General features: G+C 61.1%; 28 protein-coding genes. 14 read left to right on the forward strand and 14 right to left on the reverse strand.

From position 1 onward, the window contains the following. Positions 1-34 precede the first annotated feature (34 nt). The 4 genes from ftsE to RGCCGE502_RS22205 all read left to right on the forward strand — a co-directional run bounded on the left by ftsE (position 35) and on the right by RGCCGE502_RS22205 (position 3,355). Positions 35-694, forward strand: coding sequence for a cell division ATP-binding protein FtsE (gene ftsE, locus RGCCGE502_RS22190; RefSeq protein WP_007528031.1), 660 nt, complete (start codon positions 35-37; stop codon positions 692-694). Positions 695-749: 55 nt separating this feature from the next. Further along, a complete protein-coding gene (locus tag RGCCGE502_RS22195; protein ID WP_016556439.1) occupies positions 750-1,697 on the forward strand; it encodes a cell division protein FtsX in 948 nt (315 codons plus the stop codon). A 68-nt stretch (positions 1,698-1,765) separates the two neighbouring features. Continuing rightward, positions 1,766-2,473, forward strand: coding sequence for a YdcF family protein (locus RGCCGE502_RS22200; protein ID WP_425327235.1), 708 nt, complete (start codon positions 1,766-1,768; stop codon positions 2,471-2,473). 84 nt (positions 2,474-2,557) lie between these two features. Continuing rightward, positions 2,558-3,355 carry a lysophospholipid acyltransferase family protein gene (locus tag RGCCGE502_RS22205; protein ID WP_016556441.1) on the forward strand — a complete coding sequence of 266 codons (798 nt, stop codon included), beginning with the start codon at positions 2,558-2,560 and terminating at the stop codon, positions 3,353-3,355. A 2-nt stretch (positions 3,356-3,357) separates the two neighbouring features. Here the strand turns inward: RGCCGE502_RS22205 and RGCCGE502_RS22210 are convergent, their stop codons facing one another. Next, positions 3,358-3,891 (reverse strand): gamma-glutamylcyclotransferase, encoded by a 534-nt coding sequence (locus RGCCGE502_RS22210; protein WP_016556442.1) that lies wholly within the window; start codon positions 3,889-3,891, stop codon positions 3,358-3,360. A gap of 51 nt (positions 3,892-3,942) precedes the next feature. On the opposite strand from RGCCGE502_RS22210, the gene RGCCGE502_RS22215 reads away from it, so the two are divergent. Then, positions 3,943-4,941 carry a DUF2125 domain-containing protein gene (locus tag RGCCGE502_RS22215; protein ID WP_019280494.1) on the forward strand — a complete coding sequence of 333 codons (999 nt, stop codon included), beginning with the start codon at positions 3,943-3,945 and terminating at the stop codon, positions 4,939-4,941. Positions 4,942-4,943: 2 nt separating this feature from the next. Here RGCCGE502_RS22215 and RGCCGE502_RS22220 read toward each other — a convergent pair whose 3' ends face one another. From RGCCGE502_RS22220 to RGCCGE502_RS22230, 3 genes are all read right to left on the reverse strand, one after another. Next, entirely contained in the window at positions 4,944-5,873 is a 930-nt protein-coding gene (locus tag RGCCGE502_RS22220) for a prephenate/arogenate dehydrogenase family protein (protein ID WP_016556444.1), read from the reverse strand. After that, positions 5,870-6,979, reverse strand: a complete 1,110-nt coding sequence (hisC, locus tag RGCCGE502_RS22225; protein WP_016556445.1) for a histidinol-phosphate transaminase — start codon at positions 6,977-6,979, stop codon at positions 5,870-5,872. Before hisC ends, RGCCGE502_RS22220 begins: the two co-directional genes overlap by 4 nt. Before the next feature lie 110 nt (positions 6,980-7,089). Continuing rightward, complete coding sequence (locus RGCCGE502_RS22230) at positions 7,090-7,866, reverse strand: class I SAM-dependent methyltransferase (RefSeq protein ID WP_016556446.1); 777 nt, start codon at positions 7,864-7,866, stop codon at positions 7,090-7,092. Positions 7,867-7,920: 54 nt separating this feature from the next. Here RGCCGE502_RS22230 and gloB point away from each other — a divergent pair, with 54 nt between their 5' ends. After that, positions 7,921-8,691 carry a hydroxyacylglutathione hydrolase gene (gene gloB, locus RGCCGE502_RS22235; protein ID WP_016556447.1) on the forward strand — a complete coding sequence of 257 codons (771 nt, stop codon included), beginning with the start codon at positions 7,921-7,923 and terminating at the stop codon, positions 8,689-8,691. After that, positions 8,691-9,113 carry a cupin domain-containing protein gene (locus RGCCGE502_RS22240; RefSeq protein WP_016556448.1) on the forward strand — a complete coding sequence of 141 codons (423 nt, stop codon included), beginning with the start codon at positions 8,691-8,693 and terminating at the stop codon, positions 9,111-9,113. The genes gloB and RGCCGE502_RS22240 overlap by 1 nt, the downstream gene beginning before the upstream one ends. Before the next feature lie 3 nt (positions 9,114-9,116). Here the strand turns inward: RGCCGE502_RS22240 and yddG are convergent, their stop codons facing one another. Then, positions 9,117-10,013 carry an aromatic amino acid exporter YddG gene (yddG, locus tag RGCCGE502_RS22245; RefSeq protein WP_040675455.1) on the reverse strand — a complete coding sequence of 299 codons (897 nt, stop codon included), beginning with the start codon at positions 10,011-10,013 and terminating at the stop codon, positions 9,117-9,119. Between the two features lie 30 nt (positions 10,014-10,043). Continuing rightward, positions 10,044-10,820 (reverse strand): DUF3108 domain-containing protein, encoded by a 777-nt coding sequence (locus tag RGCCGE502_RS22250; protein WP_016556450.1) that lies wholly within the window; start codon positions 10,818-10,820, stop codon positions 10,044-10,046. 238 nt (positions 10,821-11,058) lie between these two features. Here RGCCGE502_RS22250 and rpmB point away from each other — a divergent pair, with 238 nt between their 5' ends. Together rpmB and RGCCGE502_RS22260 are read left to right on the forward strand one after the other, a co-directional pair. Next, positions 11,059-11,355 (forward strand): 50S ribosomal protein L28, encoded by a 297-nt coding sequence (rpmB, locus tag RGCCGE502_RS22255; RefSeq protein WP_016556451.1) that lies wholly within the window; start codon positions 11,059-11,061, stop codon positions 11,353-11,355. Between the two features lie 116 nt (positions 11,356-11,471). Continuing rightward, positions 11,472-12,107 (forward strand): queuosine precursor transporter, encoded by a 636-nt coding sequence (locus RGCCGE502_RS22260; protein WP_016556452.1) that lies wholly within the window; start codon positions 11,472-11,474, stop codon positions 12,105-12,107. A gap of 240 nt (positions 12,108-12,347) precedes the next feature. Here the strand turns inward: RGCCGE502_RS22260 and RGCCGE502_RS22265 are convergent, their stop codons facing one another. The 4 genes from RGCCGE502_RS22265 to RGCCGE502_RS22280 form a co-directional block, all read right to left on the reverse strand. Beyond that, positions 12,348-13,379: an esterase-like activity of phytase family protein gene (locus tag RGCCGE502_RS22265; RefSeq protein WP_016556453.1), complete on the reverse strand. Its 1,032-nt coding sequence runs from the start codon at positions 13,377-13,379 to the stop codon at positions 12,348-12,350. 21 nt (positions 13,380-13,400) lie between these two features. Further along, the gene (gene cobT, locus RGCCGE502_RS22270; protein ID WP_016556454.1) at positions 13,401-15,302 is read right to left on the reverse strand and encodes a cobaltochelatase subunit CobT; all 1,902 of its coding nucleotides are present in this window, start codon (positions 15,300-15,302) and stop codon (positions 13,401-13,403) included. Between the two features lie 12 nt (positions 15,303-15,314). Then, the gene (cobS, locus tag RGCCGE502_RS22275; protein ID WP_016556455.1) at positions 15,315-16,307 is read right to left on the reverse strand and encodes a cobaltochelatase subunit CobS; all 993 of its coding nucleotides are present in this window, start codon (positions 16,305-16,307) and stop codon (positions 15,315-15,317) included. Positions 16,308-16,620: 313 nt separating this feature from the next. Continuing rightward, positions 16,621-17,232, reverse strand: a complete 612-nt coding sequence (locus RGCCGE502_RS22280; protein ID WP_016556456.1) for a J domain-containing protein — start codon at positions 17,230-17,232, stop codon at positions 16,621-16,623. 100 nt (positions 17,233-17,332) lie between these two features. Between RGCCGE502_RS22280 and RGCCGE502_RS22285 the strand changes: the two genes are divergently transcribed. Beyond that, positions 17,333-17,614 carry a BolA family protein gene (locus RGCCGE502_RS22285; protein ID WP_016556457.1) on the forward strand — a complete coding sequence of 94 codons (282 nt, stop codon included), beginning with the start codon at positions 17,333-17,335 and terminating at the stop codon, positions 17,612-17,614. Positions 17,615-17,677: 63 nt separating this feature from the next. Here RGCCGE502_RS22285 and RGCCGE502_RS22290 read toward each other — a convergent pair whose 3' ends face one another. From RGCCGE502_RS22290 to RGCCGE502_RS22305, 4 genes are all read right to left on the reverse strand, one after another. Next, positions 17,678-18,157: a DUF2938 domain-containing protein gene (locus tag RGCCGE502_RS22290; RefSeq protein WP_016556458.1), complete on the reverse strand. Its 480-nt coding sequence runs from the start codon at positions 18,155-18,157 to the stop codon at positions 17,678-17,680. A 66-nt stretch (positions 18,158-18,223) separates the two neighbouring features. Continuing rightward, positions 18,224-19,534 (reverse strand): HlyC/CorC family transporter, encoded by a 1,311-nt coding sequence (locus RGCCGE502_RS22295; RefSeq protein WP_016556459.1) that lies wholly within the window; start codon positions 19,532-19,534, stop codon positions 18,224-18,226. Continuing rightward, positions 19,531-20,655, reverse strand: a complete 1,125-nt coding sequence (gene aroB / locus RGCCGE502_RS22300) for a 3-dehydroquinate synthase (protein ID WP_016556460.1) — start codon at positions 20,653-20,655, stop codon at positions 19,531-19,533. Before aroB ends, RGCCGE502_RS22295 begins: the two co-directional genes overlap by 4 nt. Then, entirely contained in the window at positions 20,652-21,242 is a 591-nt protein-coding gene (locus tag RGCCGE502_RS22305; protein ID WP_016556461.1) for a shikimate kinase, read from the reverse strand. The genes aroB and RGCCGE502_RS22305 overlap by 4 nt, the downstream gene beginning before the upstream one ends. Positions 21,243-21,388: 146 nt before the next feature. On the opposite strand from RGCCGE502_RS22305, the gene RGCCGE502_RS37475 reads away from it, so the two are divergent. The 4 genes from RGCCGE502_RS37475 to RGCCGE502_RS22325 all read left to right on the forward strand — a co-directional run bounded on the left by RGCCGE502_RS37475 (position 21,389) and on the right by RGCCGE502_RS22325 (position 24,954). Beyond that, on the forward strand, positions 21,389-21,565 hold the full coding sequence (locus RGCCGE502_RS37475) for a hypothetical protein (protein WP_016556462.1): 177 nt from the start codon (positions 21,389-21,391) through the stop codon (positions 21,563-21,565). Between the two features lie 4 nt (positions 21,566-21,569). After that, a complete protein-coding gene (gene xerD / locus RGCCGE502_RS22315; RefSeq protein ID WP_016556463.1) occupies positions 21,570-22,523 on the forward strand; it encodes a site-specific tyrosine recombinase XerD in 954 nt (317 codons plus the stop codon). Between the two features lie 63 nt (positions 22,524-22,586). Then, entirely contained in the window at positions 22,587-23,540 is a 954-nt protein-coding gene (locus RGCCGE502_RS22320) for an acetyl-CoA carboxylase carboxyltransferase subunit alpha (protein WP_016556464.1), read from the forward strand. A gap of 190 nt (positions 23,541-23,730) precedes the next feature. Further along, the gene (locus RGCCGE502_RS22325; protein WP_016556465.1) at positions 23,731-24,954 is read left to right on the forward strand and encodes a L,D-transpeptidase family protein; all 1,224 of its coding nucleotides are present in this window, start codon (positions 23,731-23,733) and stop codon (positions 24,952-24,954) included. Positions 24,955-24,956: the final 2 nt, after the last annotated feature.

The raw sequence follows: 24,956 nt of genomic DNA on the forward strand, positions 1-24,956 counted from the left end.
TCGTGCGGTGAACAAACAAAAGACTGATCTCCCGTTGATCCACTTCGAAAATGTCGGCTTGCGCTATGGAATGGGACCGGAAATTCTCCGGGACCTGACGTTCGACATTCCGAAGAAATCGTTTCAATTCCTGACCGGCCCTTCGGGTGCAGGCAAGACCACGCTGCTGAGATTGCTGTTCCTTTCGTTGCAGCCGACCCGCGGGCTGATCCGCATGTTCGGACGCGACATTTCCGACATTCCGCGGCCCGAACTGCCGCTGCTGCGTCGCCGTGTCGGCATCATCTTCCAGGAATTCCGGCTGCTGGACCATTTGACCACCTACGAAAACGTGGCCTTGCCACTGCGCGTCCGCGGCAAGGACGAGAGCTCCTACAAGACGGACGTACTCGAGCTTTTGAAGTGGGTTGGCCTCGGCGAGCGCATCAATGTCCTGCCACCGGTGCTGTCGGGCGGCGAAAAGCAGCGCGCCGCAATCGCGCGCGCCCTGATCGACCGTCCCGAAATTCTTCTCGCCGACGAGCCGACCGCGAACGTCGATCCGCCGATGGCCCGCCGACTGCTCAATCTCTTCCTTGAGCTCAACCGCCTCGGTACGGCGGTTGTCATCGCGACCCATGATCTGGCCCTGATGGACCAGGTGGAAGCCCGCCGTATGATTCTCTCGGAAGGGCACCTCGATATCCATGACTAAAGCTGCGCCCAAACCGCCGGCAGAGGCCGCCCAGAAAAGCCAGAAGCGGCCGGAGATGAAGGTGCGCCCGACGGCCCCGATCCTGCCCTCCGCCAACATTCAGGGCAATGCGCTGATGGTGGTCATCGCCATCATGGCCTTCCTCGCCTGCCTGACACTCGGCGGCGTCAGCATGGTGCGCTCCACGGCGGCGAGCTGGGAAAGCCAGATTTCCCGCGAGGTCACCATCCAGATCAAGCCCGACGAGGGATTGGACATGGAGAAGACGCTGGCGCAGGCGCGCGACCTCGCGCTCACCTTCGTCGGCACCAAGGACGGCCAGATCGTCGACGAGGCGGCAACCGCTCGCCTCCTCGAACCCTGGCTTGGCACTGGGCTCGACATCAAGGAACTGCCGGTTCCGCGGCTTATCATCATCACCATCGACGAGAACAACCCACCGGATTTCGAGGCGATGCGGACGCTGCTGAAGGAAAGCATTCCTCAGGCCTCGCTCGACGATCACCGCACCTGGGTCGACAGGCTGGTTTCGATGGCCCACACGACCGTGATGATCGGCACCGGCATCCTGCTGCTGGTTTTCTCGGCGATGGTGCTGACCGTGGTCTTCGCGACCCGTGGCGCCCTGTCCGGCAATCGCCACATCGTTGAAGTTCTGCACTTCGTCGGTGCGGAAAGCTCGTTTGTCGCCACCGAGTTCCAGAAGCACTTTCTGAAAATCAGCCTCAAGGGATCAGCCGTCGGCAGTGCCCTCGCCGCGCTCTTCTTCATGACCGCCGGCTTCCTGCAGAGCCGTACCTTGGCAACTCCGCAGACCGACCAGGCAACCGCTCTCTTCGGCACGTTTTCGGTCGGCGCCCTCGGCTATGCCGGCATCTTCGCCACCATGATCGTCATCGCGCTCCTGACGACTTTTACAGCTCGCCTCACCGTCATGCGAACGATTTACGAGATCGACACGTTGCGTTCCGATCCGACACGCGCGGACGGGCTGGTGAATTGAGCTTTACATGCCTTTTTTGCCATGAAAGCGTCTGTTCGCTGCCGCAATCTGCATATATTTTCCGATTCATGAGCATGGGCCACATGTCGCGCACCCCGATTCGCCCGGAAACGGAGCTATCCCGCTCCGAAGGGCGGCCTGTGCGCGGTCCCGTGCGGCGTATGCTGCGCTGGGGCGGCATGGCCTTTATCCTTGCCATCGCCCTCGTTTTTGGCGGGTTTCTACGGTTTGCCGATTCGGTCACGACGCTGAAGCCACCGCTTGATCCGCGGGCGGATGCGATCGTCGTCTTGACGGGCGGCTACCAGCGTATCGACCAGGCCGTGGAATTGCTGCAGAAAGGCGCCGGAAAGCGCCTGCTGATTTCGGGGGTTCACCCGGCAACCACGCCAAAGCAGATCCGCAGAATGACCCAAGCCTCGCCTGAGCTTTTCTCCTGCTGCGTCGACGTCGGCTACGATGCGCTGGATACGATCGGCAACGCGCAGGAAGCATCGAACTGGATCCATCAGCGCGGCTACAAGAGCGTCCTTGTCGTTACCAACAACTACCATATGCCGCGCAGCCTAGCCGAGCTCGCTTACGTCGATTCCGAAACCCAGTTCATTCCCTATCCCGTCGTGAATACGGACCTGAAGACGAGCGACTGGTTCACGGACCCCAACGCCGTGCGCGTCATGCTGGCCGAGTATGCGAAGGTGCTCTTTGCCGGCGCGCGCAACCTGACCGGTCTCGGTCGTCATCCCGGGCTGCGCTCGGCCAGCGTCTCCGGCTAAGGCCGACGGAAACCTTTTTCTGAGAGCCAATATCGTGTAGGAGGGCGCAACCGCCTCTTGCGGATATTGGTCTCGGGAAAATTTATGATCGCCCTGCGTTCCGTTCTCTTCAACACGATCTTCTACGCCAACCTCATCCTACGGATGATCGTGCTGTCCCCCTATTACTTCCTCGCACCACGCAAGGAAGCCTATAGCGTGCCGAAGAACTGGGCGTTGTCCTGCCACTGGCTGATGGAAAAGATCGTGGGCACGACCTTCGAGATCGAGGGCATGGAGAACCTGCCTGACGGCGGCTACATCCTGGCGCCGAAGCACCAGTCGTTCTGGGACACCTACGCCCTGCTGCCGTGGCTGAAGGATCCGGTCTACATCCTCAAACGCGAGCTGATGTGGATTCCGCTCTTCGGCTGGTATGCCAAGAAGCAGCGGATGATCCCGATCAACCGCGGCGCGCGCGGCAAGGTGATGGTCGAGGCATTGCGCCGGACCAAGGAAGAACTGGCGACCGGACGGCAGCTGATCATCTATCCCGAAGGGACGCGACGTCCGCCGGGTGCAGAACCGCTCTACAAATATGGTATCGCCCGCATGTACCGCGACCTGCAGCTGCCGGTCGTGCCGGTCGCCATGCATCCCGGCTTGTTCTGGCCGCGACGCAGCACAATGCGCTATCCCGGCCACTTCAAGGTAAGAATCCTGCCGCCGATCCATCCTGGCATGGATCCGGATGCCTTCTTTGCCCATCTGATCGAGGTGACCGAGAAGGCAAGCGACGAGTTGCTGATCGACACCATCAAGCGGAACCCGGATCTACCGCTCCCGCCGACTGCCGCAAACCGTCTCGCGGAATTGCAAAAGAGTGAGACCGCAACGGCCTGAATTCAGGCCGCTTGTTTCAGCCGCTCCACTTCGCCGACCACCTGCTCCAGCCAGTGATCGCGAATGCCCATTTCCCGCAAGTGCGCCAGTGTATTGAAGACATAGGCGTCGTTCGGGCCCGACTTGCCATGCGCACGGTGGACCACGGAGGCGGCCGCAATCGCATCGAGACTGCCGGCATATTGCGTGTGTCTGCGATCGACGACATAGGCGACCGCCTTGCTTGTCCGGCCGTCCGCCAGCTGAAGCGGCAGGCAGCGCTCGAGATAGACGTTGGTGACGAGCTCGCGCTCCCGGAGATAGTCGATCGTTTCATCCCATAGCGACGGGGCGATCCGAAACGCCATGCCACGACAGGAACCGCCGCGATCGAGGCCGAGCACGAGGCCCGGATTCTGCTCGGTGCCGCGATGCACCCAGGAACGGACGCAGAGCGAACGCCGGTAGCCATAGACAAGAGCCTGAGAACGCTCCAAAAACTCGAAGCCCGGATTCCACATCAGGGAGCCGTAGCCAAACACCCAAAATTCGTCCATATCGCACGCCAGACCGACATTCCCACTCGCGAGTCACCATTGGAGAACATCATGGCATCGTCAAGCCAATCCCGTAGCGGCAGAAAATTCTGGTTGCTCGGCGGCGGTATCGTTCTGGTGATCGCGCTCTACACCGGCGGCTGGTTCTATGCCGCCTCGCAGCTGAAGACGACGGTGCTGAGGGCGATCGCACCCGGAAATACAGCCGGCGTCAGCGGCGAGTGCGCGGATATCGACTTCCGCGGCTATCCGTTCCGGATCGGGCTGTTCTGCTCGAAAGTCGATGTCGATGACAGCGTCAACGGCGTGTCGGCGAGTTTCGGCCAGTTGCGCTCAGCAGCCCAAGTCTACGCTCCAGGCCATATCGTGTGGGAACTCGACTCGCCTGCCGAGATCCGTAGCGCCCACGGCCTGACCCTCAACGCTGAATGGGCTAGCCTGCAATCCAGCCTGATCACGAAGCTGAAGGGCATCGACCGTTCCTCGACCGTCATCGAAGGGCTGAAGGGAACGGCAGTATCCTCGCAGACGGGCCAGTCGATCAACTTCGACGCCGCTCATACCGAAATTCACCTCCGTCAGAACGGCGGCGATCTCGACAGCGCGATCTCCGTCACGGACGCCAATACCGCGATCAAGGACTGGCCGGCCTTCCCCAAGCTCTCGGCGAGCGCCGACGTGACGCTCGCCGGCAAGGCCGGCATGATCGATGGCAGCGATCAACGAGGGCTCTATGGTTCGAGCGGCGAACTGCGCAAGGTTGTTGCCGATATCGGTGACGGCAAGCTCATGACACTGAGCGGCCCCTTCTCCTTCGACGAAGAGGGCTATCTCTCAGGCAAGTTCAAGCTGGAGATCGAACAGCTCGGCCCATGGCGCGACAGCATCAAGCAGACATTCCCAGAGATCGCCAAGACCGTCGATACCGCCGCCAAGCTTTTGAAGGCACTAGCTGGCGGCGGCGACAAGGTGTCCGTCGATCTCGTGGTGGCCCGTGGCAATGCCACGGTCGGCGGCTTCATCCCGCTGGGATCGATCCCGCCAATCTGAAATCAGGCATTCTTCTCGAGCGGATGCGGGCGACCGAAGTCGGGCGCATCGACATCCTGACCCGCCTGGATGATCGAGCGGCGGATCGAGCGGGTGCGGGTGAAGAGATCGAAGATCTTGTCGCCCTCGCCCCAGCGAATGGCCCGCTGCAGATAGGCGAGATCCTCGGAGAAACGCGCCAGCATTTCGAGGATCGCATCCTTGTTGTGCAGGCAGACATCGCGCCACATCGTCGGATCGGAGGCGGCCAGACGGGTGAAGTCGCGGAAGCCGGAGGCGGAGTATTTGATGACTTCCGATTCGGTTACGGCCTCAAGATCATCCGCCGTACCGACGATGTTGTAGGCGATGATGTGCGGCAGGTGCGAGACAATAGCCAGCACCTTGTCGTGATGCTCCGGATCCATCTCGTCGACCTTGGAGCCCAATGCTTCCCAGAACTGCCGCAGCCTTTTCAGCGCTGCTTCATCCGTGCCCGCGATCGGCGTGAAAATGCACCAGCGCCCTTCGAAGAGCCCCGGGAAACCCGCGTCCGGACCGGACTTCTCGGTACCCGCCAGCGGATGGCCCGGAATGAAATGGACATGCGGCGGCATATGCGGCTGCATCTGCGCTATGACCGAAGCCTTGGTGGAGCCGACGTCAGTGACGATCGCACCGGGCTTCAGGCTGCCGGCGATCTCCTTTGCAACACTCTCCGACGCGCCAACCGGCACCGAGACGATCACGAGGTCCGCATCCTTCACCGCCTCGGCAGATGATGTCGTATAGCGGTCGCCGAGCTGCAGTTCCTCGGCCCGCTTCAGCGTGTCGGCACTGCGCGTGGCAATGACGACCTCTTTCGCAAGGCCAAGCCGCTTGATGTCATGCGCGATGGAGGAACCGATCAGGCCGATCCCGATCAGCGCAATGCGATCGAACTGCACCGTCATGACTTCCGTCCCATAAACTCGCCGAGCGCTTCGATGACGCCACGGTTCGCCTCTTCCGGACCGATGCTCATGCGTAGCGCGTTCGGGAATCCGTAGCCCTTCACCGCCCGCAGGATATATCCACGGCTGGTCAAGAACTCATCGGCCTCAGGCGCACGCTTGCCATCGACATCGGGGAAGTGGATGAGCACGAAATTGGTGACCGATGGCGTCACCTTGAGACCGATAGCCTCGAGCGCGACCGTCATCTTCTCGATCCACATCAGATTGAAGGCGACCGCTTCCTGCATGAAACCCTGGTCGCGGATGGCAGCAGCACCGGCAGAGATGGCCGCTGAGTTCATGTTGAATGGACCACGGACGCGATTGACTGCATCGATGATATCGGCCGGCGCATACATCCAGCCGACACGCAGCGCCGCCAAGCCGTAGACCTTCGAGAAGGTGCGGGTCATGACGACGTTCGGGTTGGACGACACGATCTCGATGCCGGCCTCATAATCGTTGCGGCGGACGTATTCGGCATAGGCGGCGTCAAGGACGAGCACGATGTTCTTGGGTAGGTCGGCATGCAGGCGACGAATCTCGCTGACCGGCACGAATGTGCCCGTCGGATTGCCGGGGTTGGCGATAAAGACCATCTTCGTCTTCGGCGTAACCGCAGCAAGGATCGCATCGACGTCAACCGTTGCGTCCCTCTCGTTGACGGTAACAGGGGTGGCACCCGCACCCATGATCTGGATCTTGTAGACGAGGAAGCCGTGCTCGGTGATGATGGCTTCGTCGCCAGCGCCGAGATAGACATGGCAGAGCAGGCCGAGCAGCTCGTCCGAGCCATTGCCACACATGATGTTAGCCGGGTTAAGCCCGTGAACCGCCGCGATGGCCTCGCGCAGTTCGAGGGCCTGCCCGTCCGGATACCGTTCGAGGCTGTCGGCGGCATTGCGGAAGGCATCGATTGCCTTCGGGCTCGCGCCAAGCGGCGTCTCATTGGACGAGAGCTTGTAGACACGGGCGACGCCCGGCGCATGTTCCTTGCCCGGCACATAGGCTGCGATATCCAGGATACCGGAACGCGGAACGGGCTTGCTCTTGTCTTCGCTCATCAGATCGACCTTGGGAAAATACCGGGAAAAATTCGGCTGAAAATTGCCAAGAGGCAATAGAACGGAAAGGCGATCTTGTCGAGTGCCGCGGGGCCCTGGGTCAGGACTGGCTAGCGGCTGCGCGTCGTCGGAACACCATGCGGCGCCAGCACCGGCACGAAGACACGCCGCGAGGCGCGCGCGGCAACGGGCAGGCCCTGATAGAGCCGCTTTTGCGCCTCGACGATGATGACGCCGGAAAAGGCGGGCCATAAGGTGCGCCCCACGCGGTCGAAAACGCTGCGCAATCGCATCATGGTCCGCAGCTTCGAAGGCGGAAAGAACAGCGCCTCCGCTGTCGCGCCGGGCGTGAAATTGGTCTCGCGCAACAGACTTGTCAGCTGCCCGCGCGAATACGGGCGCCCTGACCCAAACGGTGTGTGTTCCATGCGCGCCCAAACACCGCGACGGTTCGGCACGACAATGACCAGCCGACCGCCAGGTGCCAGCACGCGCCACAGCTCCTTCAGAGTTTCCCGTGGGCTCTCGGCGAATTCGAGCGAATGGACCATCAGCACCCGGTCGATCGATGAATCCGGCAGCGGCAGCTCCTCGTCGAAGATCAGGGCCGTCGTCGACAATGCACCCACAGGCCAGTTTACCGCCCCCTGCCCCGCCGGCATGAAGGCAAAGGTCCGCTCTGTGTCGGGCTGGAAGCGATCGAGGAAGGGAACGACATAGCCCAGACCCACAAGGCGCTCCTGCGGCAGCCGGACCCAAAGCGAGGAAAGCGCCATGGCGATCGACTGCTCGGCAATACGTCCGAGGTCGGAATGATAGAACTGGCGAAGGTCGACGATATCAGCGTGCATCGAGGCAAATGTTATCAATGGGCGGTTGGACTTCAAGGCACGACCCTCTACATTCCCGGTAAACCCGCGATAAAGAGGCTGCTTGAGACTATGAAACCTTTGGATTTAGACGTTTTTCTTTGCCGTTCCGATAATTTCGGCGTGTTGGTGCATGATCCGGAAACCGGCCTGACCGCATCAATCGACGCGCCCGATGCAGATGCCGTCGAAAAGGCGGCAAGCCGCCGCGGCTGGACGATCTCGCATATTTTCACGACCCATCATCACACCGACCACGTTGAAGGCAATCTGGCGCTCAAGGAGCAGTATGGCTGCGAAATCATCGGTCCGGTCAACGAAGCGGTGGCGATCCCTGGCCTCGACAAGACGATGGCCGACGGCGACACGTTCCTGTTCGGCGACCACACGGTTGCTGTCATCGAGACGCCAGGACATACGGCGGGGCACATCTGTTACCACTTCGTCGACGACAAGCTGCTGTTTGCCGCCGATACGCTCTTTGCGCTCGGCTGCGGCCGCCTGTTCGAGCGACCGGCCGCCGATATGTGGCATTCGCTGCAGAAGCTAGCCGTTCTGCCCGACGAAACCGCCGTCTATTTCGGCCACGAATACACTCTGTCGAACGCGCGCTTCGCACTCACCATCGATCCTGATAATCAGCGCCTGATCAGCCGTGCAGCCGAGATCGAGGCACTGCGGGCCGAGAACAAGTTCACGATTCCGACGACGCTGGCGCTGGAGAAGGAGACCAACCCCTTCCTGCGCGCCGCCGATCCCGCCATCCGCCGCAACCTCTTGATGGAAACCAAGACCAACGAGGAAGTCTTCGCGGAAATCCGCCGGCGTAAGGACAATTTCTAATGTCGCCGGACGATATTATTCGCGAACTTGGCATGGAGCCTCATCCCGAAGGCGGCTGGTACGTGCAGACCTTCCGCGATACGGAAGGCGGATCGCGCGGTCACTCGACGGCGATCTACTATCTGCTGAAAGCCGGGCAGCGTTCCCATTGGCACCGCGTCCGCGATGCGGTGGAGGTTTGGCATCACTATGCCGGGGCTCCGCTTGCTCTCCACCGTTCGCGGGATGGCAGCAGCAGCGAAACGCTCATGCTTGGGACAGACATCCTAAACGGCCAGCGTCCGCAGGCGATCGTTCCCGCCAACTGGTGGCAGTCGGCCGAAACGACAGGCGATTACACGCTGGTCGGATGCACGGTTGCACCCGGCTTCGACTTCGCATCCTTCGAGATGGCACCGCCGGACTGGAAGCCCACCGGCTGAATGCTATTCCGCTGGAGCCAGCTTTTCGGCTGCCGCGGCCTTCCGACGAAACATGTCTCTTGCGGCGAGCACGGCACCGCCTGTAACCAGCACGCACGCAAGCGCGATCCGCCAGCTCGGCTCCGCAAAGCCGAACAGCGTCAGGTTCAATGTCGAAAGAAGCGGCGCGGCATAGCTCGCAGCGCCGAGGATCTGGATATCACCATTCTTGACGCCGTAATCCCAGGCATAGAAGGCTGCACCGACCGGGAAGAGTCCGAGGCCGAGAACCGCAACCCACTGCGAGGCCCCCGCTGGCCAGACTGTTGCCTCAAGGCCGAGATGGCAGACGAGCGACAGGATCGCGGTCGCGAGGCAGAAGCCGGTGACGACATCGGTCGAGACGGCATCGAACCGGCGCGTCAGCAGTGAATAGCCCGACCACGTGAAGGCGCAGAGGAACGCCGCGCCATAGCCGACGGCATAGGCGCCGTCGAAGTTGATGCCGTTGCGGCCGACGATCAGGAAGGTGCCGCAGAGACCGGCCAGCGCTCCCGCGACATGATACCAGCGCAGGCGTTCGCCCGGCAGCAGCGCCGATCCGACAACGATCAGCAACGGCCAGAGATAGGCAATCAGACCCGCCTCGACGGCCGGCGCATTTCTGAGCGCCGTGAAATAGAGAAAATGATATCCGAACAGGCCGGCAATCCCTGTTGTCCAGACCTTGGCCGGCTGCTTGAGCAGCGCCAGCCGTGACGGATTGAGGATCAGCACGACGATGCCGGGGATGCTGCCGATGGCAAAGCAGATCGCGGACAGCTGGAAGGGCGGCATCGTCCCTGACGCAGCCGTGAACAACGCCAAAAACGACCACATAAGTATAGCCGTAAAGCCGATTAACGTTGCCCGAAGCTTCACTTGTCCCCCTTTACGGAGACACTTGCTCCGTCAGCTCGCGCCGTATTTCACCGCCGTGATCGTCACCGGACCGTACTGCGTCGGAATACGGACGTAGACCGGAGCATATACATTTGCAGCATCCGACTTGGCAAACCAGATTTCCATCCGGCTGCTCTTGCTCAGATAGTCGATATCGCTGCGGCCTTTCTTGTAGCCGGAGCGCGGGACGAACCGCACGCTGCAAACGGTCGCTTTGCCGCTGAACCCCGACGTCGAGAAATCCTGCGAGCCCTTGGGCGAGAGCACCAGATCCATACGCATTTCACCGTCGTAGATCGGCAGTTTCTGCGCGCAGACGTTGGCGTCGGCAGGGAAGATCAGCCCAGAGATCGGGTCAAGGACGGAACGCAGGTCGCTTGCCGGCACGTCGACCCAGTTCTTCGGCGGCTTCCGTGGCGGCCTGACGGTTGTAGAAGTGATATTGCCGTTGTTGTAACGCACCTCGTATGTCCGGGCGCGCTTGCCGCTCTTATAATAGAGATAGTAGCGGGACGCCTGCAGCCGGTCACCGCGCAGGACGCCGTCAACGCTGGTCTTTGCAGAGATATTGGTGACAAGATCGGCAAGTCCGGCCGAGCTGATGTCGCCGGATACCTTGTAGCTCTTGTCGTCCTCGATCTTCGTCAGGAAGGCGGCGCGCGCAATCGTCAGGATTCCAAGCGAAACCCTGTACTCGGTGCGATGCACGATCTCGCTTGCGCTGGCCGGAATGGCCACCAGCGCTGCGACTGCGGAAATAAGAATGCGTTTGCCCAGATGAGCCATGAAATGAACCTTGTTCAGGCGGCTGGTAACGCCGTTGATAACGGTCTATACGCCTGTCTCTCGGTGAAGCAAACACGAGCTTTTTGACAGAATTGCGGGAAATGCCAAGGATTGGCTTGACGCGAACGGCCTGTCTGACTATAGAACCGCAACTTTCCAATCATGGCCTGTTGGATTGCTAACCCGATTTTGCGCGGGCATGCAACCGATGGCCGAGAAAAACAAGAATAGGTGTTCCATGTCCCGCATGTGCGAATTGACCGGCAAGGCAGTCCTCGTTGGCAACAATGTCAGCCATGCCAACAACAAGACCAAGCGCCGGTTCCTCCCGAACCTGTGCCAGGTTACGCTGATCTCCGACGCGCTCGGCCAGCGTTACCGTCTTCGCGTTTCGGCTGCTGCTCTTCGTTCCGTCGAGCATCGTGGCGGTCTCGATGCCTTCCTGATCAAGGCAAGCGAAAATGAACTGTCGATGCGCGCTCGTCTGCTGCGTCGCCAGATCGTCAAGAAGACTGCCGAAGCCGCTGCTGCGTAAGCTTCGACTGCTTCTTTTTCATACGGCTTCAGAAGGCTTGCACGGATGAACTCCGGACAGGCCTTTTGCTTTGCCGGCCTGTTCCTCCAACTGGTGGCATACCCCAGGATAAAAAAATGCTGACGACGCGCTCTACGCTTATCTATGTCACCCTGATGACGCTGGTCGTCGTCGCCTCGAACTTCCTCGTGCAGTTCCCTCTGAATGCCGAATTCGCCGGCATCAATCTGGCTGACATCCTGACCTGGGGTGCTTTTACCTATCCGGTCGCCTTCCTCATCACCGATCTGACCAACCGCCAGTTCGGACCGCAGGCGGCCCGCAAGGTCGTCTTCGCCGGCTTCGTTGTCGGTGTAGCGCTATCCTTCTATACCTCGGTGCCGCGCATCGCGATTGCCTCGGGCTCGGCCTACCTGGCCGGTCAGCTGCTTGATATCTCGGTCTTCAATCGCCTGCGCCGTCAGGCCTGGTGGCGCGCGCCGCTCGTCGGTTCGCTGATCGGCTCGATGCTGGACACGATCATCTTCTTCTCCTTCGCGTTTGCTGCCTTCTTCGTCTTCTTCGGCCCGAATGATCCTTTCGCGCTGGAATCCGCCCCGATCCTCGGCGCATTCACGGCCGAAGCCCCGCGCTGGATTTCCTGGGCGATCGGCGACTTTACGGTGAAGGTAGTCGTCGGCCTCGTAATGCTGCTGCCATACGGCGCACTGATGAACGTGCTGCGTCCCCTGCAGGCTGCCGCCGCCCGCTGAGCGCGCTCCCCCTAATTCGAGTTCCAGCTGTTCGGCGGAGTCTATCGCTCCGCCGAACCTGTTACTGAGACCGAGTCAGGGAAAATTCTCGTGGGGAAGTGTGTGCGGCCCCAAGCCCAATTCGAGCGACGCAGCAAAATAGGCTCTCCGGCGACGAGCGTCCGAAGAGCGGCGGGCAGCGGATCGGGACTATCGCCGGCATTGAACGGAAAGTCGATTTCGGCGGGTGATACGCCGCAGTCACCGCTGCAGGTGAGCCGTGTCGCCAGATGGTAGCTGGACCAGTCGAAATTCCAGCATCAGGTTGCGCTGCAGGATGGAATGATTGTCGTCGGAGACGATCACCACATGCGTGGTCCCGTCCTCGGCTGCGAAGACATCCAAGCCTTCCATGTTGTCGATCTGGTAGCCGAAATCGCCCTGCAGCAAGATCTCTCCGTCCATCACGGAGCCGGGACGAATGTCGGCGGCCTTGATGTGGCGGAGCCGCATTCCGATGCCTTCTGCGACATTGAAGCGCCGCTCGAGGAGCAAGAGGTCACCATTCGGCAGAAACGCTCCGTCCGTCGCGTCGAAGTCGCCATAATGGGCGAGCGCAAGACGTCCCTTCAATGGCCCGTCGAGGATCGCGGCGTAGGCATTGTCATCGGCGTCCAAGCTGCGCTCGGCCACAATCAGTGTGCCGCCCTTCAGCGCGCTTTCTACGGGCGCGACGGCGATCGTTTCAAAGCCGCGATTGGCGCGCAGGGATTTCTTGGGAAACGGGATCGGAATCATGTCGATTGCACGCGACACCTCAAAGCCCGGATCGGGATAGACGTCGACGCGGTGATCCTGTTCGAAGGAGACCATGATCTCGTTGCCGTGCAACGCCAAGCCCTCCGCATCCATATGTCCCTTGCCTTCGAACGTCCGCCCGGCACGATTCCTCATCGGCGCGATCGCGACGTCGGCGAGACCAGACAGGCGCCCCTGTGGATCGCGCTCGACGCGCCCGGTCATCCAGTGCCCGGTGTCGAGTACGCCGACGAAATGCGTCTTGTCCTGTCGAAACCGGATCGACGATAGCGAGCCGAACAACCGCTGCGGCGAGACCATTTCCAACCCGCCGAGGAATTCCAGCGGACCGAACCGGGTTTCGTCGGAACCGATCTTGAACTCAGTGATAGCGCGGCTGCGAACCTCGACGCTGCCATCGGCAAGTGCTGGCGGCACGAATGCCGCCAGACTAACGGCGATCGCGATCAGGCTGGCGAAAGGCTTCCCGAGCATCCAGAAAGCTTCCTTCCGCGGTTAGCCGGCGCGGCGGAGGCGACCGCCCCGCGGCTGGACGGTCTTGTCTTCGAAGAGCGATGCAAGCTGCTCGGTCATCGCACCGGCCAGCTCATCGGCGTCGACGATGGTTACGGCACGCCTGTAATAACGCGTCACGTCATGGCCGATACCGATTGCCAGAAGCTCGACGGGAGAACGCGTCTCGATGCGGTCGATGACGGCGCGTAGGTGCCGTTCCAGGTAGTTGCCCGGATTGACCGACAGCGTCGAATCGTCGACCGGCGCGCCGTCGGAGATCATCATCAGGATCTTGCGTTGTTCGCGCCGCGCGATCAGGCGGTTATGCGCCCACATCAGCGCCTCGCCGTCGATGTTTTCCTTCAGCAGGCCTTCGCGCATCATCAGGCCAAGATTGGCCCGCGCGCGGCGCCAGGGAGCATCTGCCGATTTGTAGATGATGTGGCGGAGATCGTTGAGGCGGCCAGGCGTCTGCGGTTTGCCGTTGCCGAGCCACTTTTCGCGCGCCTGTCCGCCCTTCCAGGCCTTCGTTGTAAAGCCCAGGATCTCGACCTTGACGCCGCAACGCTCCAGCGTTCGGGCAAGGATGTCGGCGCAGGTGGCAGCAACCGTAATCGGGCGACCCCGCATCGAACCCGAGTTGTCGATCAGAAGCGTCACGACCGTATCGCGGAACTGCGTATCGCGCTCCATCTTGAAGGACAGCGCCTGCATCGGATCGATGATCATGCGCGTCAGGCGTGCCGGGTCGAGATAGCCTTCCTCGAGATCGAAATCCCAGGAACGGTTCTGCTGAGCCATCAAGCGGCGTTGCAGGCGGTTGGCCAAACGGCCGACCGCGCCCTGCAGGTGCGCCAGCTGCTTGTCGAGGAAGGCGCGCAGGCGCTCAAGCTCGGCGGTGTCACAGAGCTCTTCGGCCGTGATCGTCTCATCGAATTCCTCGGTGAAGACGTGGTAGTCGACCTTCTCGTTGAAATCGTCGAAGGGGGTGTTCGGACGGCGGGTTTCGCCCGGCGTCTCGGAATCTTCCTCGCCCTCATCCTGCATGTCGTCGTCGGAGATTTCGGCGCCTTCGGTCTCGCCGTCCTCCATCTGCTCGTCGGCGACTTCGCTGTCCTCGACGGGTGCGGCATCGGAACCGGCGTCGTCATCGACTTCGTCCTGATCCTGCTCGTCGCCGTTCGGCTGGTCTTCCTGCTCAGACTCGTCGTCGGATTCCGGCTGGCTGTCGTCGTCGCCATACTCCTCGGCCATTTCCATGGCGGAGAGCATGTGGCGTATCACCTTCGAGAAGGCCTGCTGGTCACTGATGACGGCGGGAAGGTTGTCGAGGTCGGCTCCGGCCTTCTCCTCGATGAAGGAGCGCCAGAGGTCGAGCACCTTGCCGGCGGAGGCTGGCGGTTTCTGGCCGGTCAGCTTCTCGCGCACCATCATGGCGACGGCTTCGCCGATCGGCGCATCCTCCTGCCGCTCGATGCCAGAAAGATTCGCCTTGGCGTATTTCTCCTCGGTCATCGAACGCAAGTTGGCGGCCACACCTTCCATGCGCAGCGCGCCGATCGATTCCACACGCGCTTGCTCGACAGCGTCGAAAATTGCGCGGGCGTCGGAACCCTGCGGCGCCATCGTCGCGTGCACCTTATCGTCGTGGCAAGCGAGCCGCAGCGCCATCGAGTCGCCAAGTCCGCGCGTCACCGCCAGCTCATGCCTAGTCGGTCGCTTCGAAAGCTCCGGAAGGCGAACGCGCTCGGCCGTCATTCCAGGGCGTTCGTTGGCAAAGGTTACCTCGACGTCGCCGTCGCCGGCGATCGCGCGAACACTGCCTGATATCGCCCGGCGCAACGGTTCGACGTCGACGGGCGAGCCGGGCTTTGCTTTCGAATTGTCACCGCGAGCTGCCATGATCGGTCGGCCTTAGGCCTCCAGGACGATGTTGGCGGCGCTTTCCTTCAGCTCGACGCCGAAAGCGCGCTGGTAGTGCTCGGCCACCAACGGACGCTCCAGCTCGTCGCACTTGTTCAGGAAGGTGGTGCGGAAGGCGAAGGCGAGGTCGCCGAAAATCTCGGCGTTCTCGGCCCAGGTGATGACGGTACGCGGGCTCATGACGGTCGAGAGGTCGCCATTCATGAACGAAGCGCGGGTGAGATCGGCAACGCGGACCATCTTGGACACGGTGTCGCGGCCGTTCTTGTCCTTGCCGAAGCTCTTCACCTTGGAAGCGACGATGTTCACTTCGTGATCGTGCGGCAGATAGTTCAGGGTCGTAACGATCGACCAGCGGTCCATCTGTGCCTGGTTGATCTGCTGCGTGCCGTGATAGAGGCCGGTCGTGTCGCCGAGACCGATCGTGTTTGCGGTTGCAAACAGGCGGAAGGCGGGATGTGGGCGAATGACGCGGCTCTGGTCGAGCAGCGTCAGGCGGCCGGACGACTCCAGCACGCGCTGGATCACGAACATGACGTCCGGGCGGCCGGCATCGTATTCGTCGAAGACGAGCGCGACATTATGCTGGTAGGCCCAGGGCAGGATGCCGTCCTTGAATTCAGTGACCTGCAGGCCGTCCTTGACGACGATCGCGTCCTTGCCGACGAGGTCGATACGGCTGACGTGGCTGTCGAGGTTGATACGCACGCACGGCCAGTTGAGGCGAGCGGCGACCTGTTCGATATGCGAGGACTTACCGGTGCCGTGATAGCCGGAGATCATCACGCGTCGGTTGTGGGCAAAGCCGGCAAGAATGGCGAGCGTGGTCTCGCGGTCGAAGAGATAGTCGGGGTCGAGGTCCGGAACATAGGCGCTGCCTTGGCTGTAAGCCGGCACGCGAATGTCGGAATCGATACCAAAGACCTCCCTGACCGAAACGGTGGTGTCCGGAATCTCCGAAATATCAAGGTCAATCTTGCTCATCATGTCTCCAAGGCGGGTGCCCGACACCCGGCCATACTGTATCAGCCCATTTCACAACCATGACGCCGCAAGTCTACACTGCGCTCGTTCATGTCGGAACGTCGGCGATGCTTCTCCGGGACTGAAACGAAACCTCGGGGGCGATAAACTACCGCTAGCGAGCATTCTTGAACAAAGTCCCGGACAAGAAACGCCGCGCCCGGAAGTGGCCGAGGCGCCTGTGGGACAAACGCAAAAAGTTGTGCCGCGGTTGCCTGCGGCCTCAGCCGATTTGGGACCATACCTGATTGAAGACCAAGAGCAAGGACGGGAACTAACAAAAACCGTTCTGCTTCAATAATTGATAGGCCTGGATGACGGCACGGAACCGTTCCTCCGAACCACGGTCGCCGCCGTTGGCGTCGGGGTGGTGCTTCTTGACCAGTTCCTTGTACCGGCTCTTGATCTCCGAGGAGGTCGCGCTGGCATCAAGGCCCATCGTGTCGAAGGCCTTGGCTTCGAGGCTTTTCAGCTTGCGCTGCTCAGGGAAGCGCGGGCCGTTTCCCTTGGTGCCGTTGACGAAGCCGAAGGGATCGCGGACGCGGTAAGTACCCGAGCGCATATCGGAATGCAGCGGGCTGTTCTTGGCAGACTTGTTGACGCCGACCGTCCACGTCGGGCGGTGGCCGGTGATCGCTTCTTTCTGATAGCGCGCGATCTCACCGTCGGAGAGGCCGGAGAAGTAGTTGTAGCCCTTGTTGTATTCCTTGACGTGCTCGAAGCAGAACAGAAAGAACTGCCCCTCGGCATTGCGTCCGACGGGAGCGCGATGCACGCCTTTCTTGTCGCAGCCGTCCCACTGACAGGAAGGGGGAGCCTGTTCGGGTTCCTGCTCGCGTTTGCGGCGGGTGCGGATGCGGTCGAAATATTTGGAATCGAGTCTCATGACGGCACTAATTTTAGGCCTCCGAAGAGGCGACAACAAGAATTGACAAACCGGAATGTTGCTGGCTTGGTGGGAACCTTTTTCGCAAAGCAACGAGACCATGACCCTGCAGACCCGTATCGAAGAAAAGCTGACCGCCGCGTTCGCGCCGGAGCGCCTCAGCGTCATCAATGAAAGCCATCTTCATGCAGGTCATCAGCCTGATATGACGGGGGCCGGCGAGACCCATATGCGGGTTCGCATCGTATCCGCCAAGTTTGCCGGCATGCCGCGGCTGGCGCGGCACCGTGCGATCACGGAGCTTTTGAAGCCAGAGTTGGATGCCGGATTGCATGCGCTCTCGGTTGAGCCGGCCGCCCCGGGCGAACCGGTGCGCTGGTAGCGGGCACCGCGTCTATATGGGTGAGCCCGCCCAAATTTCCAATGCGGCTGGACACCTCATCTGTCAGCGGATCAGCAGCGCCGTCCCATAAAGCCCAAAGCCGAAGACCGTGTGCGCGACCAGATTGAGGAAACGCACCTTGTTCGGGTTCGGCGTCTTCGAGGCGGCCCAGCCGATTCCGAGGCCCGGCTGCAGCAGGAACCAGCCAGCGCCGACAGTGACGATCGCCCAGACCCAGGCAGGCAGGAACGTCGGCTCCGCCAACCAGGCCGGCCCCATGAGCAGTACGAGCATGATGCCGTAAAGAATGCCGACCGCATAGTGGCCGATCCATCCTAGCGCGAGTTCATGCTCGTAAGGCGTGGCCGTGGCGATATCGTCGTGAAAGACCTTGCCGTCCTTCAGATGCCAGAACCAGCGCCCCACCGGCGCCCAGTTCGGCAACGGCGTGCCGGTAGCCTTTGCATACACGATTGCCCAGATGTCCATCAGGATTGTCGCGCCGATGCCGATGCCGACAGCTCGCCAGAAAATATCAAACATATCAAATCCATAATCGTGATGCCGCAGCGGACGTCTTTCCACCGCAAACAAGAGTGGATGCTCGCCTCAGGCCGGACCCGCCTCATTTTCCTCTGCCGGCCGGATTCGAAGCTTGGTGATGCGATTCTTCTCGCGCTTCATGACGATGAAGCGTTTATCGTGGAAGGTGAAGGCCTGTCGCTCCTCCGGGATTGTCATCGACTCGTGGATAACGAGGCCGGCGATCGTCGTCGCCTCCTCATCCGGCAGATGCCAATCGAGGGCACGGTTGAGATCGCGGATCGGGACGTTGCCGTCGACCACGATCGAACCGTCCGCCTCCTGGCGCACCCCTTGAATGTCGATGTCGTGTTCGTCGGCGATATCCCCGACGATCTCTTCGAGGATGTCTTCCAACGTCACGATGCCCTGCACCTCACCATACTCGTCGACGACGACGGCGAAATGCTGCTTGCGACGCAAAAAGGCGTTCAGCTGGGCTTCAAGGCTGGTGCTGTCGGGGACGAACCAAGGCTTCTGGGCAATCTTGCTGATATCGAGGTGCTCTGGCTCCGCGTCGCGCTCGGCAAGCGCGCGCAGCAGATCCTTGGAGTGCACGACGCCGATGATGTTGTCCGTTGACCCACGCCAGAGCGGCATGCGGGTGAAGGGGCTTTCGAGGATCGTTCGCACAACGACCTCGGGTGGATCGTCGGCATTGATCGCCCGCATTGCCATGCGGTGCACCATGATATCGGAGAGTTCCAGTTCGCCAAGATCGAGGACGCCGCCCAGGCGGTCGCGATCGGCTTTCACGACCGACCCTTCGCGATGCAGAAGATCGACGGCACCGCGGAGTTCCTCGTGTGCGGAGAGCATCGAGACCTCCCGGGAAAGATTGATGCCGAAGAGCGCCAGGATGCGGCGGACGATCGCGTTGACGAAAGACGACACCGGACCCACGACGGCGACAAACATCTTGACCGCACGGGCTGTGGTCAGAGCAAACCGATCCGGCGTCGAAATCGCCCAGCTTTTCGGCAGGACTTCGGCGAAGATGACAAGGATGACGGTCATCGCCAGCGTCGCGAGCGCAACGCCCGAATTGCCGAACAGGCCAAGGAAAAGGCTGGTCGCCAGCGACGAAGAGAGGATATTGGCAAGGTTGTTGCCGATCAGCAACGCACCGATCAGCCGGTCGCGGCGCTCGATCAGCTGGCGCACAATCCCTGCGCGCTCCTCACCATTGGCTTCGAGCGTGTGAATACGGCTGCGGGAAACCGCCGTCAGCGCCGTTTCCGAACCGGAAAAGAACGCAGACATGAGGACGAGGGCCACGATGGAGACAATTTCCGGCCAGTATACGGAAAGAAATGCCAGCGTGCCGTCTGTTGTCATTGCGGGTGCTTCTCCTTGAGGAAGCTCAGCACTTCCGAGGCGGGAACATCATCGGCGACAAACGACTGCCCGATGCCGCGCGTGAGGATGAAGGTCAGCTTGCCGCCCTTCACCTTCTTGTCCTGGGCAATCGCGTCCATCAGCACGTCGGCGGGCGGCAGCGCGCCTGGAATTTCTGCCATACGGGTCGGCAGGCCGACGGCCTTCAGGTGGGTTTCGACGCGGCGGGCGTCATCCGGGCTTGCGAGGTTCATGCGCGCCGAGAATTCGTGCGCCAGAACCATGCCGATCGAAACGCCTTCGCCATGGACGAGGCGCGCGCTGTCATAGGCGGTTGCCGCCTCCAATGCGTGGCCGAAGGTGTGGCCGAGATTGAGAAGCGCGCGCTGTCCGGTCTCGCGCTCGTCGGCAACGACGACATCTGCCTTCGCCTGGCAACTCGTGGCGATCGCTTCGATGCGTGCGGCACCACCGGCAAAAACCGCCTGCCAGTTGGCTTCCAGCCACGCGAAGAAGTCTGGCTTGTCGATCAGGCCGTACTTCGCGACCTCGGCATAGCCGGCGCGAAACTCCCGAGCGCTCAGTGAATTCAAGACGTCGGTATCGGCCAGCACCAAGTCGGGCTGGTGGAAGACGCCGATCAGGTTTTTGCCGTGGCGGCTGTTGATGCCGGTCTTGCCGCCGACCGAGGAGTCGACCTGCGACAGCAACGAGGTCGGCACCTGCACGAAACGCACGCCGCGGCGCACGATGCCGGCCGCAAAGCCGGTGAGATCGCCAATGACGCCACCGCCAAGTGCGATGACGTAATCGTTGCGCTCGATCCGCGCTTCAAGGACCTTGTCGCAAACCGTCATCAGGTGTTCGAAGCTCTTGGTCTTCTCGCCTGCCGGCAGCACAAGCGTTGCCGAGGCGATGCCCGCCGCCTCGAGGCTTTGCACCAGCACATCCAAATATAGCGGTGCCACATGCTCGTCGGTGACGATAGCTGCCTTGCGGCCCTTCAGGCGCGACGCGATCTCCGCACCGGCGCGGGCGATCAGTCCCGGCCCTATCAGGATGTCATAAGCGCGCTCGCCGAGCGGAACATGGACCTTGCGTTCGGAGGCAATCGCATTCATCGGGCTGCACTTTCGGTTCGGGCATCGATCACGGCCTGGAGCACCTCTTCCGCCATGAGTTCCTTACGCACGTCGCGCGAAAGAACGGTGAGGTCGGCGAGTTCGTAGATCGGATAACGCGCGTTCATCAGATTTTCGAGGGTCTGCTTGGGGTTCTCGGTCTTGAGCAGCGGCCGCGTATCGCGCTTGCAGACGCGCTCCCAGAGAACGTCGAGATCCGCCTTCAGCCAGACGGAAATACCACCCTTCTTGATATGCTTGCGCGTCCGGTCATTGATGAAGGCACCGCCGCCGGTGGACACCACGCGCGGGCCGTTCTTCAGAAGACGCTTCATGACGCGGGTTTCCAGCGCGCGAAATTCTTCTTCCCCGTAAGCGGCAAAGAGCTCGGTGATCGACATGCGCGAGACTTTCTCGATCTCGGCATCGCTGTCGACGAAAGGAATGCCAAGCTGATGCGCAACGATCCGTCCGACAGAAGATTTGCCCGCGCCCATCAGTCCGACCAGGATCAGGTTGCGAGAACCGAGCGCAGCGCGAGCCCTGTCTTTCAAGCTTTCGGCAACGGTCAGAACTGGGTCGCTCATTGGTCCATTCACACTTTGTTTGCGAACGGTATCGACAAATGCAGGTGTAGCGTCAAGTCGCGCGCAAGGGAAACGTGGTCCAAATGCAGCTTCTTGCACTTGCAAACATGCTTCTTCATAAAGAAGCAGAGCCATGGAGTTACTGAATGCCGAGTTTGTTCCGTTTTCTCGCCATATTGGCGATCATCGCCGGTGCGATATACGGAACGATGTGGGCATTGGTTGTTTTTGTCGAGCCGCAGCAGCGCGACGTGACGATCCGCCTTCCGTCCGAGCGGGTCAATCCGCCGGCCACCGGCGCCATCAACCCATCCAAGAAGTGAGACCATGAAGGATCTCGGCTGGGCTCACGTCGAAGCATTTCTGGAAATGATGAGCGCCGAGCGGGGTGCGGCGGCCAATACGCTTTCGTCCTATGCGCGTGATCTCGACGACCTGCACGGCTTCCTGAAGGGCAAGGGTGTGCGTCTGCTGGAGGCGGCGTCGGCAGATCTTTCCGCCTATCTCTCTTCCCTTGCCGCGCAAGGGTTCAAGCCCTCTTCCCAGGCGCGACGACTGGCGGCGATGCGCCAGTTCTACAAGTTCCTCTATGCCGAGGGCCTACGCACCGACGATCCGACCGGCATTCTCGACGCGCCGAAGAAGGGCCGCGCGCTGCCGAAGACGATGGGGGTCGACGAAGTCGGCCGGCTGCTGGAGCAGGCGGAAACGGAGGCGCAGGATCCAGCGCCGGGCCAGTTGCAGCGGCTTCGGATGCTGGCCCTTCTCGAACTGCTCTACGCAACTGGGATGCGTGTCAGCGAACTCGTTTCGCTCCCTGCCCGCGTACTCGACCAGGACGGACGCTTCCTGATGATCCGTGGTAAGGGCAACAAGGAACGGCTTGTGCCGCTGTCGCAGTCGGCGATCGTTGCAATGAAGCTCTACGGCCGGATGCTTGCAACCGAGAACGCCGCCGCCAAAGCGCCGCAGGAAAATCCCTGGCTGTTCCCCGCAGCCTCCAAGGAAGGCTATCTGCCGCGTCAGGTCTTTGCGCGAGACTTGAAAAATCTTGCGATCCGGGCAGGTCTCACCCCATCTATGATCTCGCCGCATGTCATGCGGCATGCATTCGCAAGTCATCTGCTCGCCAATGGCGCGGATCTTCGCGTCGTTCAGGAACTGCTCGGTCACTCAGACATTTCAACCACGCAAATTTATACGCATGTGTTGGAGGAACGGCTTCAACAACTGGTCCAAACGCACCACCCCCTTGCCAAACAGGCCAAAAAGCAGGAATAGGACCGGCAACAAAGGGCGCGCTTAGAAATAGCAGCCCCGGCAAAAGGAACGGAAACGCACCTCATGCACAACTATCTCGACTTCGAAAAGCCGATCTCCGACCTCGAAGGCAAGATCATCGAACTGAAGAAGCTCGCGACCGAAGACGAGAGCATCGACACGTCAGATGAAATCGGCAGGCTCGAAGTTCGCGTTCGCGAGGCGATGGTCGATATCTATTCGAAGCTCAACGCTTGGCAGAAGACACAGGTCGCGCGTCATCCGCAGCGACCGCATTTCGTCGACTATGCCAAGACGCTGTTTCAGGAATTCACACCGCTTGCCGGCGACCGAAAGTTTTCCGAGGATGCCGCGATCCAGGCAGGCCTTGCCCGTTTCCGCGGCCAGCCTGTCGCCGTTCTCGGCCAGGAAAAGGGCAATGACACCAAGAGCCGCCTGAAGCACAACTTCGGCAGCGCCCGTCCGGAAGGCTACCGCAAGGCAATCCGTGTGCTCGAGATGGCAGATCGCTTTGGTCTCCCCGTCATCACCCTCGTCGATACGGCAGGCGCCTATCCGGGCGTCGGTGCCGAAGAACGCGGCCAGGCTGAAGCCATCGCCCGTTCGACCGAGATGTGTCTTTCAGTGAAGGTGCCGATCGTCTCCGTCGTCATCGGCGAAGGCGGCTCGGGTGGCGCCATCGCGATCGCCACCGGCAACCGCGTCTACATGCTCGAGCACGCGATCTACAGCGTCATTTCGCCGGAAGGTGCAGCCTCGATCCTCTGGCGCGATTCCGCCCGCGCTAGGGAAGCCGCCACCAACATGAAGATCACGTCCGACGACCTGAAGGCGCTAGGCATCATCGACGGCATCATCAGCGAGCCGCTCGGCGGCGCGCATCGTGATCCGGACAGCGTGATTGCCGCGACCGGCGATGTCATCGCCAATGCGCTCGGCGAGCTTTCCAACCGCACCGGCGAACAGCTCCGCAACGACCGTCGGCAGAAGTTTCTCAACATGGGCCGCAATTTGTAGTGCACAAGCGCGCGGCTGCGCTGTGAATGAGGCCAAACCTTGGCCACAATAATGTTATCAGTAACATTCCTACTTGCGGGGGACGCGAGCGCGCTTCATAGGCTGCTAAGAGTTTGTGAACCATAGTCAGCCTATGATTCGCTCCGCGCTCGTTGAGGCCGGGCTGCATACTGTTGATGGGCTATTTTGAATGCGCATTCGTCATTTTGCATATGTTTCCCTGATGGCGCTGGCTCTGGCCGGCTGCAACGATGCATTGGAAACCGCCCAGGTCGATCTTTCAAAGGTCAAGAACAAGGTGGAGCAGCCGCTCCCGCCGAAGATCCTGTCCGAAATGTCGGCCAAGGGGATGCAACGCAATTCGCCGATCATGATCCGCATCTTCAAGGAAGAAGGCGCGCTGGAGATCTGGAAGGCGAAGACCGACAATCGCTTCGACAAGATCGCCGACTACAAGATCTGCGCCTGGTCCGGTCGCCTCGGTCCGAAGGTGAAAGAGGGTGACCGGCAGGCGCCGGAAGGCTTCTACGAGCTGACGCGCGCCAACCTGAATCCGAATTCGAAGTATTATCTGGCGATCAATACCGGCTTTCCGAACCGCTACGACGCTATCAATGGCCGCAGCGGCACCAATCTAATGATCCATGGCGCCTGCTCGTCGTCGGGCTGCTACTCGATGACCGACCAGCAGGTGCTCGAGATCTACGCCTTCGCCCGTGACGCCTTTTCCGGCGGCCAGTCGACAGTGCAGCTTCAAGCCTTCCCCTTCCGCATGACGGCGGAAAACATGGTCCGGCATCGCTTGAACTCGAATATCGAATTCTGGAATATGCTGAAGGTCGGCTACGACAACTTCGAGGTCACCAAGCGTCCTCCGGAAGTGAACGTCTGCGAGAAGAAGTACGTCTTCAACCAGCAGGCAACCGGCAACGGCTCCTTCAGTCCAGCCGGCGCATGCCCGGCGATGTCGACGCCGCCGGCACTGACCGCTGCCCTTGCCTCCTACGGCAAGACCTATGACGCCGACTACGCCAAGGCCGTAAAGAAATACGACGGCATGGCTTGGTACGACCCGAGCGAAGCCGAACGCAAGGCGGTGGTCGCAAAGCTCAGGAAGGGTCGCGAGTTGGCCTACGCACCGACCGGCACCTCGCTCGAAGCCGGTAAGATGGTCAAGGTCGCGGATCTGGAAGAGATGATGGCTAGCAAGACCGCATCCACCGTCGCCGCCAACGCGGCGCCGGGTGCGGCACCAGCAACATCGGAAGCAAAGGCTATTGCCGTCGCTGCTGCTGTTCCGGCCCAGGTTCCAGTCCCCACGCCGAGCCCGCTCGCCTTCGCGCCGGTGGAGCAGCCTGAGCCTGTCGAAGTCGCCTCAAAGAAGCCGTTCTGGAAGTTCTGGGCCAAGGACTGATG

Source organism: Rhizobium grahamii CCGE 502, from assembly GCF_000298315.2.
Classification (GTDB): Bacteria; Pseudomonadota; Alphaproteobacteria; order Rhizobiales; family Rhizobiaceae; genus Rhizobium; species Rhizobium grahamii.

Bases quoted from the DNA above. Each gene is read 5' to 3' on its own strand.
- RGCCGE502_RS37475 (WP_016556462.1), top strand. From the start codon at position 21,389: ATGCCGAGTTTGTTCCGTTTTCTCGCCATATTGGCGATCATCGCCGGT.
- RGCCGE502_RS22305 (WP_016556461.1), bottom strand. From the start codon at position 21,242: ATGAGCGACCCAGTTCTGACCGTTGCCGAAAGCTTGAAAGACAGGGCT.
- RGCCGE502_RS22250 (WP_016556450.1), bottom strand. From the start codon at position 10,820: ATGGCTCATCTGGGCAAACGCATTCTTATTTCCGCAGTCGCAGCGCTG.
- RGCCGE502_RS22265 (WP_016556453.1), bottom strand. From the start codon at position 13,379: ATGCTCGGGAAGCCTTTCGCCAGCCTGATCGCGATCGCCGTTAGTCTG.
- rpmB (WP_016556451.1), top strand. From the start codon at position 11,059: ATGTCCCGCATGTGCGAATTGACCGGCAAGGCAGTCCTCGTTGGCAAC.
- RGCCGE502_RS22285 (WP_016556457.1), top strand. From the start codon at position 17,333: ATGACCCTGCAGACCCGTATCGAAGAAAAGCTGACCGCCGCGTTCGCG.
- RGCCGE502_RS22240 (WP_016556448.1), top strand. From the start codon at position 8,691: ATGTCGCCGGACGATATTATTCGCGAACTTGGCATGGAGCCTCATCCC.
- RGCCGE502_RS22200 (WP_425327235.1), top strand. From the start codon at position 1,766: ATGAGCATGGGCCACATGTCGCGCACCCCGATTCGCCCGGAAACGGAG.
- RGCCGE502_RS22280 (WP_016556456.1), bottom strand. From the start codon at position 17,232: ATGAGACTCGATTCCAAATATTTCGACCGCATCCGCACCCGCCGCAAA.
- RGCCGE502_RS22205 (WP_016556441.1), top strand. From the start codon at position 2,558: ATGATCGCCCTGCGTTCCGTTCTCTTCAACACGATCTTCTACGCCAAC.
- RGCCGE502_RS22215 (WP_019280494.1), top strand. From the start codon at position 3,943: ATGGCATCGTCAAGCCAATCCCGTAGCGGCAGAAAATTCTGGTTGCTC.
- cobS (WP_016556455.1), bottom strand. From the start codon at position 16,307: ATGAGCAAGATTGACCTTGATATTTCGGAGATTCCGGACACCACCGTT.
- cobT (WP_016556454.1), bottom strand. From the start codon at position 15,302: ATGGCAGCTCGCGGTGACAATTCGAAAGCAAAGCCCGGCTCGCCCGTC.
- gloB (WP_016556447.1), top strand. From the start codon at position 7,921: ATGAAACCTTTGGATTTAGACGTTTTTCTTTGCCGTTCCGATAATTTC.
- xerD (WP_016556463.1), top strand. From the start codon at position 21,570: ATGAAGGATCTCGGCTGGGCTCACGTCGAAGCATTTCTGGAAATGATG.
- RGCCGE502_RS22260 (WP_016556452.1), top strand. From the start codon at position 11,472: ATGCTGACGACGCGCTCTACGCTTATCTATGTCACCCTGATGACGCTG.
- aroB (WP_016556460.1), bottom strand. From the start codon at position 20,655: ATGAATGCGATTGCCTCCGAACGCAAGGTCCATGTTCCGCTCGGCGAG.
- RGCCGE502_RS22295 (WP_016556459.1), bottom strand. From the start codon at position 19,534: ATGACAACAGACGGCACGCTGGCATTTCTTTCCGTATACTGGCCGGAA.
- RGCCGE502_RS22195 (WP_016556439.1), top strand. From the start codon at position 750: ATGAAGGTGCGCCCGACGGCCCCGATCCTGCCCTCCGCCAACATTCAG.
- RGCCGE502_RS22210 (WP_016556442.1), bottom strand. From the start codon at position 3,891: ATGGACGAATTTTGGGTGTTTGGCTACGGCTCCCTGATGTGGAATCCG.
- hisC (WP_016556445.1), bottom strand. From the start codon at position 6,979: ATGAGCGAAGACAAGAGCAAGCCCGTTCCGCGTTCCGGTATCCTGGAT.
- RGCCGE502_RS22325 (WP_016556465.1), top strand. From the start codon at position 23,731: ATGCGCATTCGTCATTTTGCATATGTTTCCCTGATGGCGCTGGCTCTG.
- RGCCGE502_RS22320 (WP_016556464.1), top strand. From the start codon at position 22,587: ATGCACAACTATCTCGACTTCGAAAAGCCGATCTCCGACCTCGAAGGC.
- RGCCGE502_RS22290 (WP_016556458.1), bottom strand. From the start codon at position 18,157: ATGTTTGATATTTTCTGGCGAGCTGTCGGCATCGGCATCGGCGCGACA.
- RGCCGE502_RS22220 (WP_016556444.1), bottom strand. From the start codon at position 5,873: ATGACGGTGCAGTTCGATCGCATTGCGCTGATCGGGATCGGCCTGATC.